Annotated in this window: 12 protein-coding genes; 8 read left to right on the plus strand and 4 right to left on the minus strand. The window is 66.7% G+C overall.

What is annotated here, in order from left to right:
- Positions 1 to 13: 13 nt before the first annotated feature.
- Both ACYVAN_RS12670 and ACYVAN_RS12675 read left to right on the plus strand, forming a co-directional pair.
- The gene (locus tag ACYVAN_RS12670; protein WP_460959078.1) at positions 14 to 859 is read left to right on the plus strand and encodes a thiopeptide-type bacteriocin biosynthesis protein; all 846 of its coding nucleotides are present in this window, start codon (positions 14 to 16) and stop codon (positions 857 to 859) included.
- Between the two features lie 13 nt (positions 860 to 872).
- Positions 873 to 2,036: a hypothetical protein gene (locus ACYVAN_RS12675; RefSeq protein WP_460959080.1), complete on the plus strand. Its 1,164-nt coding sequence runs from the start codon at positions 873 to 875 to the stop codon at positions 2,034 to 2,036.
- Positions 2,037 to 2,157: 121 nt separating this feature from the next.
- Here the strand turns inward: ACYVAN_RS12675 and ACYVAN_RS12680 are convergent, their stop codons facing one another.
- The 4 genes from ACYVAN_RS12680 to ACYVAN_RS12695 form a co-directional block, all read right to left on the minus strand.
- Positions 2,158 to 3,315 carry an MAB_1171c family putative transporter gene (locus ACYVAN_RS12680; protein ID WP_460959082.1) on the minus strand — a complete coding sequence of 386 codons (1,158 nt, stop codon included), beginning with the start codon at positions 3,313 to 3,315 and terminating at the stop codon, positions 2,158 to 2,160.
- Complete coding sequence (locus ACYVAN_RS12685) at positions 3,315 to 3,851, minus strand: hypothetical protein (protein WP_460959084.1); 537 nt, start codon at positions 3,849 to 3,851, stop codon at positions 3,315 to 3,317. Before ACYVAN_RS12685 ends, ACYVAN_RS12680 begins: the two co-directional genes overlap by 1 nt.
- Entirely contained in the window at positions 3,848 to 4,594 is a 747-nt protein-coding gene (locus ACYVAN_RS12690) for an alpha/beta fold hydrolase (protein WP_460959086.1), read from the minus strand. Before ACYVAN_RS12690 ends, ACYVAN_RS12685 begins: the two co-directional genes overlap by 4 nt.
- A 198-nt stretch (positions 4,595 to 4,792) precedes the next feature.
- Positions 4,793 to 5,191: a helix-turn-helix domain-containing protein gene (locus tag ACYVAN_RS12695; RefSeq protein ID WP_460959088.1), complete on the minus strand. Its 399-nt coding sequence runs from the start codon at positions 5,189 to 5,191 to the stop codon at positions 4,793 to 4,795.
- Positions 5,192 to 5,929: 738 nt separating this feature from the next.
- Between ACYVAN_RS12695 and ACYVAN_RS12700 the strand changes: the two genes are divergently transcribed.
- The 6 genes from ACYVAN_RS12700 to ACYVAN_RS12725 are packed head-to-tail and all read left to right on the plus strand — an operon-like array spanning position 5,930 to position 12,674.
- The gene (locus tag ACYVAN_RS12700) at positions 5,930 to 7,105 is read left to right on the plus strand and encodes a hypothetical protein (protein ID WP_460959090.1); all 1,176 of its coding nucleotides are present in this window, start codon (positions 5,930 to 5,932) and stop codon (positions 7,103 to 7,105) included.
- On the plus strand, positions 7,102 to 7,401 hold the full coding sequence (locus tag ACYVAN_RS12705; RefSeq protein WP_460959092.1) for a hypothetical protein: 300 nt from the start codon (positions 7,102 to 7,104) through the stop codon (positions 7,399 to 7,401). Before ACYVAN_RS12700 ends, ACYVAN_RS12705 begins: the two co-directional genes overlap by 4 nt.
- 3 nt (positions 7,402 to 7,404) lie before the next feature.
- Entirely contained in the window at positions 7,405 to 8,223 is an 819-nt protein-coding gene (locus tag ACYVAN_RS12710; protein ID WP_460959094.1) for a hypothetical protein, read from the plus strand.
- 1 nt (position 8,224) lies between these two features.
- A complete protein-coding gene (locus ACYVAN_RS12715; RefSeq protein ID WP_460959096.1) occupies positions 8,225 to 9,661 on the plus strand; it encodes a hypothetical protein in 1,437 nt (478 codons plus the stop codon).
- A complete protein-coding gene (locus ACYVAN_RS12720; protein WP_460959098.1) occupies positions 9,658 to 11,169 on the plus strand; it encodes an SCO6880 family protein in 1,512 nt (503 codons plus the stop codon). Before ACYVAN_RS12715 ends, ACYVAN_RS12720 begins: the two co-directional genes overlap by 4 nt.
- Positions 11,166 to 12,674, plus strand: coding sequence for a hypothetical protein (locus ACYVAN_RS12725; RefSeq protein ID WP_460959100.1), 1,509 nt, complete (start codon positions 11,166 to 11,168; stop codon positions 12,672 to 12,674). Before ACYVAN_RS12720 ends, ACYVAN_RS12725 begins: the two co-directional genes overlap by 4 nt.

Consider the following 12,674-nt stretch of genomic DNA (forward strand, 5'->3'; position numbering starts at 1 on the left):
GAAGGAACGTCGCGTGAACCCGTCATGGCGTCAGATCAATATCCAGTTTGACGACTGGGACACTGTCGAATACACCGCGTTCACCCGTCTCGGGCCCGCCATCACCGAGGTCGAACACGCCGGGCTGATCGACACCTGGTTCTTCATGCGCAAAGCCGAACCACCGAGACCCCGTGCCCGCAACGGCCTCACATCGCAGGAAGCCGTGCGGTCGCAGCCCTGCTGGCGCGTGCGCATCCTCTCGCCCGACGAGTCCACCGCTTCCGACGCGCTCGCCTTCCTCCACCAACACCTCCTCCCGACAACACCGGTCATCTACGAACCCGAGATCCACGCCTTCGGCGGCGAAGCCGGAATGGCGCTGGCTCACACCCTGTTCCACCAGGACAGCCGCCACGTTCTGACCTACCTCGGCCTCCTCAGTGCCGACGGCCCGGCCGTCGTGGGACGCCGGGAGCTCGCGATTCTGCTGTGCAGCCGCCTTTTCCGAGCAGCCGGCCAGGACTGGTACGAGCAAGGAGACATCTGGGCCCGGATCGCCCAGCACCGTCGGCCAACCCGCGAGCTTCCGCCGGAGCAGGTGCGGTCGCGCCAATCCTCCGTGCGTCGGCTGATGACCGTCGACACCGCTCACCTGGTCCGCGACACCAGCAGCGGCCTGGCCTTCGCCGCGGACTGGTTCACGGCCTTCGACAACGCGGGGAAGCACTTGGCGCAGCTGGCGCGCGACGGCCAGCTCCAGCGAGGCATTCGCGCCGTTCTCGCTCACCACGTTCTGTTCGCGCTTAACCGCTTGGGCCTCAGCCCCAACACCCAGACCCTGCTCGCCCACACAGCGACCACGCTCGTCTTCGACTGATCGGACCACTGCCGTGCGCAGCGCCAGCAACGAACACCTCCGCCGCAGGCTCACCGAATGGTTCCCGCTCCTACCGCGGCCGCGGCCCACATGTCGAGCGCTCCCACTCCGTGTCGAGGAGGTCGCTCAACTTGCACACGCCGCAGCCCACGGACCGGATGAGCAACGGCTCGTCTCCGCCGCCGAAGCACACAACAAGGCCGCACTCCTGCTCAGCGACTGCGGCCTGGCTGACCGTGCACACCAGCTGTGCTGGCGGCAGTTCGACCTCTTCCATGCCCACGCACCGCTGGGACCGAAGACGGCCAAGCTCGCCCTGCAACCCCTCGTCAACTTCGGGCGTCTCCACATCCGCAATGGGCAAGGAACCCGCGCGCACCAACTGTTCACCAACGCCTACCAGGCACTCAGGACAAAGACCGCTACCAGGACCGACAACCGGAACATCGACCTCAACGAGCTCGTCGACGGCCAGGACGGACGACGGGAACTACTCCGGTTCCTCTGGACGGTGCTGCTCTCCGACGGCACACGCGCACTCACCCGCGCCGGACGCTGGGACGAAGCGCTCGAACACATCAAGAACCACAAGGGCATCGGCGAACGGATGCTCGATGGCAGACAGGTCGCCATCATCACCCGCATCGTCAGCGGCGACTACGACCAGGCCCTCGACCTGCTAGAGCACAGCTCCACACCAGAACTGTGGGAACAAGCCGTCGCGGCCTGCCTGAGCACGTTGTGCCTCACCATCGCCGGGCGCAACATGCGACCGTCTGGAACAACGATGGTCGACCGCTACCTCGAACTCACCAAACAGCCGACGCCGCCGGTCTTCCAATGCCGCCTCGGCCTCTGCGCGCTCGACCTCACCGACCATGCGCCGATCGTCACCGAGATCACGCGACACGCGATCACGTCCGCGGACGCCTATGCCGCCCACGACGTGCTCGCTCATCCAGCCTGCGCTCAGGGCATCTCCGAAGCCGACCGACAAGCGTTGGCCAACATCCTTTCTACCGCCGGCCTCCACCACGGAACAGAGACACCGACCGGCCTTCTCAACGAACTCATGGATGCGGTAGCAATAAGCGAAGCCAACTTGACCCACGAACTCACGCAAAGAACCGAGGTAAGTGAGCACCATGTCGGCGGCGAGAAAGCGATAAGCGGGTGACCGCGATCGGCATCTTCGTCGTGCGGCGTAGGGGAAGCAACCCGGTCACCGAAGCGAGGCCTGCACTAAGCCGGGGCTTCCCGCGCGGCGCTCCGGCCCGACTTCCAGGCTGTGGCCCAGGTCAGATCGTAGAACTGGTCGTGTCGGGAACGGATCGTGCGTCGGTGCCGGTGATACGGCCGAATGCCCGCGATAGCGCCAGAAGCTGCTGGGTATCGGCTTCCATGCCCGCGGCTTCTGGCTCGGCGATTACCGAGGTCACTGAGACTTCTTCGCGGGCCGTAGCGCGTCCGAGTGCGTCGCGTACGAGCGCGGCTTGTTGTTCGTGAGTCTTGGTGGAGTCGACGGGTTCGGTGACGTAGGGGCTTAGGCACACCAACCCGTCTCGGCACTCAATGACTCGCCGGTAGTAGCGAAGCCGCATTTGGCGGACCTGGAACGCTTCGCGGAGCGGTGATACAGGCGGAAACAGCGCAATGTTGGAGAACTGCCCGCACAGCGCTGCCCACAGAGGACGCAGTTGGCGGTAATGGTGACGCACTTCGATCCACATGCGTGCTTTGACAAGACCCGTGCGAGCTCCGGGGTAGCCGATTCCGAGGAAGAAGGCGACGATCCCGATCGCCAAGATGGGGGTCGTCCATGTTGCAGTGCCCGGGAGCAGTTCTTTGTCAAAGAGAAGTCGCCCCGATGTGGATACGACTCGGGGCGTGTGGGTTCCGATGCAGTTCACGGCCAGGCCGGCGGCGGCCACGCGAAGGCTCAGGCGGGCGCGCGATTGAGTGTGGTCGGCAGTGGTCCATGCGAGATGGGCGCCGCGCGCCGTCGCATAGCTCATGTAGAGGTTGCCGAGCAGGTAGAAGCCCAGCGCTGCTGGCGTTTCACCGGCGTGTTCATAGCTGGCGCCGCGGTCGGCGGGGTTGGTCGCGGCAAAGGTTGCCACCAGGCCACCACTGGCCAGCAGCGCGAGCCCGATCTCGAGCCACCCGCGCGACCCGACGGCCGAGGGCGCCACACTGGATTGCAGAAGGACGATCAACAACGCGAAGAAGAAGGTCAGGATGACGTTCTGAATGAGCTTCGGCGACTGGCTCGGGAAGAATTCGGCCATCGCCGGAATACTGACGGCGAGCTGGGCCGAGAGAGCGATAAAGACCAGCACGGTGCAGATCGTGACGACACGGAGCCCCTTGTCGTGTGGCGCCCGGATGAGCTGCGAGAGCTTCCATACCGCCGCGATGGTGGCGGCCGCCCACATCAAGAAGTTGGGTATCGCCATCAGAGCCAACCTTGGTGGTCGTCGAATGCTCCCCGCAGTCGTCGGGCGGCATCGGTTTTCCGGTCAGGCGAGAATTGCAAGCGGTCCAGCAGGGTCGCCCACTCCTTGATGACCGTCGCCACCATCTCGGCCTCGCGCTCGAACTCCGGTCCGTAACCGTCCCGGCGGAGCGCGCGAAGCACAGTTTCGGGCGGAATATCGGGGAGAATCTGCTGCCAGATGTCGTCGTCGTTTTCGTCGCTGCCGTGGCCGCTGATGATGTGGCCGATCTCGTGCAGAATGATGTGCTCTTGGTGAGCGACCGTGGTGTCCTTTTGGTACAGGATGTAGTCGGCGTCCGCTGTGCCGATCCACAGTCCGAACACACCGGGCGCGGGCAGCGGGTAGGGACGGAGTTTGATCGCGCGGTCGCGGCGCTTGGCTAGGCGTTCGCACAGCACGTGCACATCGAGTGGCGCATCGAGGTCGAGCTCCCGTAGGAGGTGTTTCACTCCGCGGCGCAGTTGCAGGTCGTTACGCCAGTATCGGGCTTTCATGCGACCGGCTCCGTGAACAGGCGGCCGAGCACGGCGGCAGTGGCCCGCGGATGGTTGACCAGGCCGTTGTGGCCGCCGGGCATCTCGATGAACTTGCGGTCGAGCTCGTAGGCGAGCTGCACGGCGCAACGGTGTTCCCACTGCCCGCGCGACTCTTCACCGCCGGTGGGAACGATCATCGGTGGTCGCGGAGCCGCCTCGATCCGATCGAGTTCAAGTCTGGCGGCGCGGACCGCGGGGAAGTCGCGGGAGAAGAAGCGTCGCAAGTTCGCTTCGACGTCACCGACGGACGGAGCCGGGCCAGCTCCCGGTTCCTGGGAGTCTTCCCGGTTGCCGCCCAGTGCGACGAAACGCCGGATCGCGGCACCGACGTCCTCGCGTGCGAGCTCGGCGACCTCATCGAGCCCGGTTTCCTGCTCCGGGTCCCGGACCAGCGACGTCATCGGCGGTTCGTGGGCTATCAGCATCGCCACCTGGTCGGGGTGTCGAGCGGTGAGGTACAAGCCGATCACCGCGCCGATGCTGGGCCCGACCACGCGGGCCGGCTCGGTGGTCACCGCGGCTAGCAATGCGGCCGCGTCGTCGGCGTGGGTGGCCATCGTGACCGGCTCCGGATCCCGGGACACCGTACTTCGGGACAGGCCGCGCCGGTCGTAGCTGATGACCTGGTAGTGCTGGGCCAGCTGCTCGGCGAGCTGTCGCGTCGCGCCGGCCTCACTGAGGCCGCCTTGGATGATCAACACCGGAGGGCCGTCTCCACACGTTTCGTAATGGAGTTTTGCCCCGTCGGTCCCGACTGTCCCCTGATCTACGTGCACAGCCACCCCCGGCTCAGATGTCGTTCACGTTCACCTTTACGTTCTGTCGTTCATTCACGCACCTCGCCTGACTGGGCGAGGACGTTCTGCGCAGAGCAGATCCGGATGGCAGTGGCGCACACTTCACCCGGACGAGTTGTCGTCCTTGCCCGCTTGGAAGTCGATGTACTCCATCACGCTGCGGAGCTTGTCCGGCGAGAGCTCGCTGGCGCGGGTGGCCAATTGACGGACGTTCTGTTCCCCGAGGCGAGCCAGAAGTTCGTACTGGCGGTTGAGCTCGCGCCCCTTCTCGGTGTTGGAGAAGTATTCGATCTCTACGCCGAAGAACTGTGCAAGGGCCACGACCGTGTCATGGCTGGGTTTGTTCTTGCTCTTGAGCAGATCGTAAAGGTACCCGCGCGACACTCCGGCGGCCTCGGCGACTTCTGGCTTGCTGTATTCCGAGCCGTCTTCGCGTTTCACGCTTTCAAACAGTCGGCGGAGCTTGACCGCGAAGCCCTCGCCTCGCTCTCCCTCGGCCACTGTCCCCACCTCCTCACTCGACGGTGTCATGTATTACTGACACCAATATCAACTGTCCGGAAAAGTTGACAGCTAATCCGGGCCGCCTTACGTTCGAAGTACCTTGTCAAGAATACCGGACAGGGTTCGCCGGGGCATCGGTCACTCGGGGAGTTGATCGACTCATACGGCGCAACGGCGGGGCGCGAGCCCGTCGAGGCAGGGGAGGCCGACCATGGGGCCGACCTCCAACAAGGGGAGCCGGCTGTGTGGGCCGGCCGAACAACGTGGGAGCCGATCAAGCTTTTCCGTGGGAGGCCGCATGAGTAACCAGTCGCGCACGTACGCCTGACGTAGTGCCACTTGGCGGCGCTGGAGCCGCCTTTTCAGCAAGCACTGCCCACAAGTTCCATACGGCAGGCCGCCCGGTGGAAGCGATTCTGGCGAATCCGCCTCGCCCGGGAACCATCCCTTCACCGGCACACGCGTCGGATTGATCACCGTCGTGATTTCGCAGCTCAGTAGCCCTTCGGGTGCTGAGTGAGGGACCGCGCGTCTTCGAGCTCTGGCCTGCCTAGGTGCTCATAGCGCGCCATATCGCACCTCGGCCCGATGCATGACGCACCCCGAGGCCGTGGATCAACGCGCCTTCCTGACCAACCTGGCCCCGCGCAAGGGGTCCGAGGAAAGCGAGAAGTCATGGTCGCTTCAGAACAAAGCCCCTTGGGGCACAACAGATATGGTGCAGCCGCCACGTCGGTGCCCCTGCACGGCAGTGCGCAGGGCCACGGTCTGCATCCACCGCCCGCGCCCGACTCGTTCGCACATCCGACCGCGTCGCCCTCAGACACCGCCAGCACCGAACCGCGAGCGGGCTCGGCATCAGCAGAACCCCCCGGGCTCGACGAACGCGACCGGCAACTGTTCCGTGCCGCCTGCCAGGCGTGGGGCGACCTGCCGGCAGCGGACGTGATCGCCGCAGTGGAAGCCGGAGAGCTGGCCACGGCCGCCCGCTCCACTGCTCAGACCGAGGGAGCCGCTGAGGAGGCGGGCCTACGCACAGCCGAGCGGACCGGGCAGGCCGCCGCATCCGTGCAGCGACAGGGTCTAGCGCCGGTCAGCACTGCGCCTGCGGACTGGGCCGGCTTTGGCGCCGTGCTACCGGTTCTGGCGGCTTCGCCCGGCGCCGGAGCGTCGCTGGTGGCCACGGTGCTCGCCGACGCGTTGCAGATCGCCGACCGTCGAGTACTCATGGTTGATACCGCCGACCCCGCCCGCTCCGGGTTGGCTGCAGCTGCCCACACGGACGGGCCCATTCTGGCCGGGCCGCATCACTCCGTGCACATCCGAGTCTCCTGGCGCGACCAGGCGCTGCTGGCGCGGGTGGAAACGGACCTGCCGGTGATCACACCGGGCATGGTGCCGCCGCCGCGATTCTTCAAACCCGCCAGTCAGTCTGTGCAGGCCACCGTGGTCGACCTCGGCCATGATGCTTGGCGCATCGGCGCGCATCCCTTGGTCGGGGCCGGGGCCTGGCTGCGCAACGGCACTCCGTGCCCGCGACCGGTGCTGGTCTGCCGGGCCACCCTGCCCTCGTTGTTACACGCCGAACAGGTCCTGGCTCGCCTGGATTTCTGGAACGGCACCGGCGTGACGACCCCACCGGCCCAGCTCGTGGTGGTCGGAGCCAAACGCTGGCCCGCCGGAGTGCCTGGCGGCGCCGGACGCCGCGTGTCAGCGCTGCTCGATGACGCACTGTTCCTGCCTCACGACCCGGTTGTGGCCACCGCCGGGATCACCGCGGAAGTCACGCCGAAACGGTTGCGGGAGGCGATCACTCCACTACTGCGTCGCTGGGAGCTGCTTTCCCAACCGGCGTCCTCGGCCGGGCGACTGCCCGGCCTGTCACGGAACACGAAGGGAACCGGCAAATGATCCAGCATGCCGCAGACACGATCCTGCCCGTTCTGGTCCAGATCCCCAACCCGGAGCCAGTTCAACCCCCTGGAGCCGAGAAGGTCCTGGAAGCCGTCGGCAACGTGAAGTGGGGCGCCGGCGTCGCGCTCATGGTCGGGTTCTTCATCGGCCTGCTGGTTTGGGCCGGGGGACGGTGGGTCGATCACCACCGTGCCGGCAAAGTCGGCGTGGTCATGATGCTCTGCGCCCTCGGTGGCGGCATCTTGTACGGGATCGGCTACCAGCTGATCAGCCACTTCGCGGCTGGGGCCTGAGTCATGGCCGCGCCCCCGACCCAACAGCAGCAGCGCAGGCGGCATGCCGGACTGGGCCTGTCGGTGATCGCGCTGGGGATCCTCGCGGTCCTAGCGCTGGCCGGAACGCTGGTGGTCTCGCACTACAGCACCCGTGAGAACACCGCGCCGGTAACGGCTCCACCCCGACCGGAGCCGACGCCACAGGACGGTGACTGGGATCTGGCCGCCGAGCACGCCCTGGCGAGCAGGCCGATGGCCACCCTGCCCCCACAGGCTGCGCAGCCCCAACCGATGACCACCGAGCAGGCGGGAGAACCGATCCCGCTCCCACTACCTGGCCAGACCACCGGACGGTGGATCCCCGGCGGGCTTCCCGCCACCCCGGAAGGTGCCCTGGGACAGCTCAAAGCCCTGGACAAAGCCGCGCTGCGCGGTGGGGATCCCGACATTTACGCCCGCGGCTACCGCGAGCTCTCGCTGTCTGGCGCCCCGCAGCCGGAGACCACCGGGCTGTACTCGCTACTGCGCTCCATGCGCAGTAGCGCGGGGATCAACCCCATAGGACCCGTCCCAGACCTGTCTGTGAATTACCAGGTCACACACGGGCAGATCAAAGGCGTCACCGACGGCGGCCGCTACGTCGTGGCCTGCGTACTCGGCCAGCTCGACGTCGATTACCAGGGCCAGACCATCACCGCCGGCGTCGGTGACTGCCAGGCACTGCGTTACGTCGGCGGCGACTGGTGGATCTCACCCGGCCCGCTGGCTGCTCCGGCCCCGAGTGCTTGGCCGGGAAGCGCGGATGCGGTCCATGCCGGCTACCGGAACTTGAGGAGCTGACATGTGGCCTTTCGACGACATCGGCAGCTCGATCGGCGGCAAGCTCAAAGAACTCGTCGCCAGCGCCTTCGAATCCGCGATGCAAGCGCTGTGGGACGCCAGCCTGTTCATCCTGCGGGAGGCGTTCAAGGTCGCCGACCAATTCAGCGTGTTTACCGTGGACACACGCACGGGGCCGATTTCAGTGCTGTGGCCCATGATGCTGTGGGTATCCGGAGTCTTGGCACTTGGGCTGTTCTTCTGGCAGCTCACAATGACCAGCCTGCGCGGCGGTCGCGGGTTTATGCGGCTGGTCGGCGGCCCAATCCAGTACGGCATCGCCCTGGCGGTCACCGTCAGCCTCGTCGGCAGTTTCCTTGTCGCAGCCGACGGGCTCACCGATGGCATCCTCGAATACGGTCTCCAGTCCTCGAACTTCCAGGACGCGCTCCAGCACACGGCCTTCGCCGACGGCGCGGTGGACGGAGTCAAGGCCGTCGTGCTCGGCATCTGCGCGTTTGTCGGCGTTATTCCCGCCGGCATCGGCTATGTGCTGGAAATGCTGTTCAGGGAAGCGGCCATCTACGTACTGGTCGCAACCATTCCGATCACAGCAGCCGGGCTGTTGGCCAACGTCAGTAAGCCCTGGTTTTGGAAAGCCGTGCGCTGGATCTTGGCGTGCATCGCCATGAAACCCGTGTTGGCACTGACGCTCGTGCTGGGAGTGGCCATCGCCGGTGGCTCGAAGGGCCTCTCCGGGCTACTGGCCGGGGTTGGGGTCCTGATCATCTCCCTTCTTATCCCGTTCGTCCTCTTCAGGCTCTTTGCGTTCGTGGACCCGAACTCCGACGCCGGGGCGGCCTTCCGTGACGCCCTCTCCTCGGCAGGAGTCGACTCCTATGGCCCGAACAACCCGGCTATGCAGGCGGCTTCTGCAACCTCCGGCGGCGGTGGCGGCGACAGGGATGGTGGTAACTCCGGCGGAGGCGATGCACAGGAAACCGCCAACACGGGTCGATACGACGAAGTGATGGCCGACTACGGCGCCGGCGACAGCTCCGGCAGCGCAGGCGGCGACTCCGGCGCCGGTTCGCAGTCGTCGAGTGCGTCTTCGGAAGACACGGAATCCAGCGGCGACGAAGACGACGCGAGCGGCGAGGACAGCGAAAGCGGTTCCGCTTCTTCGCCAGTGTCCAATCGCGACCAGGTCACCTCCTCTGGCGGCGTGGGTCCTCAGGTATCCGGCGGTGCTTCCGGCGGAATCGGCGATGGCAGTAATGGGGGCAGCGACGAGCCGCCCCCGCTTGACCCCCCTGATCACGGCGACCACGGCCCCTCCGGTGACGACAACGGCGGCGGGGGAGGCGGCAGTCCCCGCGGTGGCGGGAGCGGTGGCCCCAGTAGCGGTGGCGGTGGCGCCGCCTCCGGTGAAGCAGCAGAAGCGGCGGTGATCGTGTGAGTACCAACAACGTGCGGATTTATCGCGGCCTGGCACGGCGTGAGCATGCGGGATGGATCATGGGGCTGACCCCACCCCAGGCCCTGACCTGCATACTCCTGGCCGTTCCGGTGCTGTGGACCATCTCGGCCGGGCAGTTCTTCGACGCGCTGATTCTCGCCACGATCTGCGGATTGCTGGCTTGCCTCGTGGTCGTGCCGGTACGTGGTCGGCCCGCGCTCCGGTGGCTGGGGCACCTGGTGCGCTACCAGCTCGGAGTGGTCACCGGGTGGTCGCGCTGGCAGTCCAAAGCCGCGGCCGGAGATGCCGTCGACCCTGATGAACCAGACCTACCGGGCGTTCTCCAACGAGTGTCGTTTCCTGACGGGCCCGTGTTCAAAGACCGCGGTCGCGTGTGCCTGATCCACGACACCGGCGACGGCCGCTGGGGCGCCACTGCCCGGCTGACGCATACCGGCGTCGGGATGCTCTCCGATGAGCAGTGCGAGCGCCTGGCCTCCCGGCTGGGCAACGTGCTGCTGTCCATCGGGCACCGCGACGTCGTCGACCGCATGTCGCTGCTGGTGCGGACGGTGCCCGACGACGGAACCGAGTACGACGTCTGGCGTTCGCAGCACGAGGTCGACGACGCACCCCCGCTGGCCCGGCGCGCGGCCAACGAGCTAGACCGCACCATCGGGTCGGTCAGCGTGCGCCACGAAGTGTTCGTCACCGTCTCCGGCTCGGAAGACACGCTGCGCAAACCCGCGGCCGCCGCCGGCGGGGGAGCCGAAGGCCGCGCACGGGTGCTCTACCGGGTCCTGGACGGCTTGGAAGACCCGCTTAAGGCGCTGGGTGCCGATTCCGTGGAGTGGTTGTCCGGCAGTGGTTTGGCCGAGGCGATCCGCACCGGCTTCAATCCCGCTTCCAGCGCGGTGTTGCGGACCGGGCACCTCACCGGTGACGAGCAGCAGGGCCTGCCCAAGGCCGCCGCCGGGCCGACCCAGGCGCCGGCGCCGGCACCCCGGCGGTACGACCACGACGCGTACTCGACCGTGTCCTACTCGGTGCTCATGCCGGAGGCAGGCACCGTGTTCGGTTCGCTGTCCCCGCTGCTTGCGGTCAAAACCGCGGGGGAACGGCGCTGCCTGGCCATTCACTACGAGGTCATGGATGCCCGCCGGGCCTCGCGGGCGGTGCAAAACTACCGGTTCCGCGCCGGGGTCATGCGGGATTACAAGTCCAGCAAGGGGTTCTCGGCCTCAGCCTCGGATGACCGCGAGGCCAGCGGCGCTAAGGCGCAGGAACACGCGGTGGCCGCCGGACACTCGATCGTGCGCTACGCCGCCGCTTCGGCGGTAACCGTGCCCACCAACTGGAACGTCGAGGACCACGCCGCACGGCTGGAGAACGACGCCGCCGGCCGGTTCCGGTTGTTGCGCCTCGATCTGGCCCAGGACTCCGCGTTCGTCGCCGCGTGCCTGCCCACCGGCATCGGACTGCCCCACGGGAGGAGTGGTCTGCTGTGAAACGCACGAACGAGCGCAGCGCCGCGCAACTGCTGACCGAATTCGGTGCTGCACCAGCGCGCAAGCCCCAGCAGCCGCAGCACCGCCCGACGTCCAGGGGTCGGATCAACCGGTCGCGCGCACCGCGGCGTGGCCGCGCCCAACCCGGCCAGGGATGGGCGCCGGTGGAGGCGCCGCTGACGGTATATCAGGCCGCCACTCACGAGATCGGCGGACTGTTTCCGCTGTTGGCGGCCAATGGAACACCGGCTGTCGGTGCGCGCATCGGCTACGACACCGTGAGTGGATCGGCCTTCTACTGCCACCCCATCGAGTGGGTGCTGCGGTCGATGGCGACCAACCCGAACATGGTCATCTTCGGTGAGCCAGGACGCGGCAAAAGCAGCACCGTCGTCGCCTTTCTCCTACGCATGATGCTGTTCGGCACCAAAACGCTGATCAGTGGCGACGTGAAGGGTGAGTACAGCACCCTGTTGCGGGCGCTGGATACCAACCCGATCGCGCTCGGCCGCGGCTCCTCGGCACGGCTCAACGCACTCGACCTGGGCCCGCTAGCTACTCGCTGGGATTCCTGGTCGGTCGCCCAGCAGCGCGAGGAACTGGACGGGGTACTCGGCCGGTGGGTCAAGTTGCTGGTCGCGCTCGCCGAGGCGCAGGGCTACACCCCGACCGTCACCGACGAGGCGGTGCTCTCGCAGGTGCTGCGGCGGCTGGTCGGCGTCGCCGACGGCTACACCCGGCTGCGGCCGGTGACCATCCCCGATGTCCAGCGCGAACTCGCCGACCCCGACCAAGCCCTGTGGAAGGACACCCGGTTCGCGAGCAAACGCCAGTTCCTCGACACACTGCGGCCGATCACCGATGCGCTGGCCAACCTCATCTCCGGGCCGCTGGCCGGCCTGTTCGACGAGCCCACCAACTTCACGTTGGACTGGAACGCCCCGATCCAGTCCATGGACCTGTCCCGGCTGCGCAGTCGCGGGGATCAAGCCGTGGCGGTGGCGCTGACCTGCCTGGGCTCGTGGTCGAGCATGATCACCGATCTCCAGGACGACGGGGAGATCCGCATCGTCGTCCGCGACGAGGTGTGGCGGCAGATGCGGCTGGGACCCAAAGCCGTCCAGGCGGTCGACTCCGATCTGCGGCTGTCCCGCGCGGAGAAGAAGATCCAGGTCCTGGTCGGACACAAATCCAGTGATTTCCTGTCGGTCGGGAGCGCAGGAAGCCAGGAAGTGGCTATCGCCAAGGACCTTCTCGCGCTGTGCAGCACTCGGATCCTGTTTGGACAGTCCACGCGCGTGGCCGATGAGCTCGTCGAGGACTTCGCGCTGTCGGGCAAGGAATCCGACGTCACAACCGGCTGGTGCATGGAGCGCAAGGGCCGGGCGCTGTGGAAGATCGAGAACAACCCCGGCTACAAGGTCCAAAGCGTCCTGTCGCGCACCGAGAAGCACACCTTCGATACCAACGCCCAACTTCGCCAGCACACGGACAAGGACCGGTAG

It is taken from the genome of Parasphingorhabdus pacifica (assembly GCF_054779195.1).

Bases quoted from the DNA above. Each gene is read 5' to 3' on its own strand.
- ACYVAN_RS12680 (WP_460959082.1), bottom strand. From the start codon at position 3,315: ATGGCGATACCCAACTTCTTGATGTGGGCGGCCGCCACCATCGCGGCG.
- ACYVAN_RS12685 (WP_460959084.1), bottom strand. From the start codon at position 3,851: ATGAAAGCCCGATACTGGCGTAACGACCTGCAACTGCGCCGCGGAGTG.
- ACYVAN_RS12705 (WP_460959092.1), top strand. From the start codon at position 7,102: ATGATCCAGCATGCCGCAGACACGATCCTGCCCGTTCTGGTCCAGATC.
- ACYVAN_RS12710 (WP_460959094.1), top strand. From the start codon at position 7,405: ATGGCCGCGCCCCCGACCCAACAGCAGCAGCGCAGGCGGCATGCCGGA.
- ACYVAN_RS12715 (WP_460959096.1), top strand. From the start codon at position 8,225: ATGTGGCCTTTCGACGACATCGGCAGCTCGATCGGCGGCAAGCTCAAA.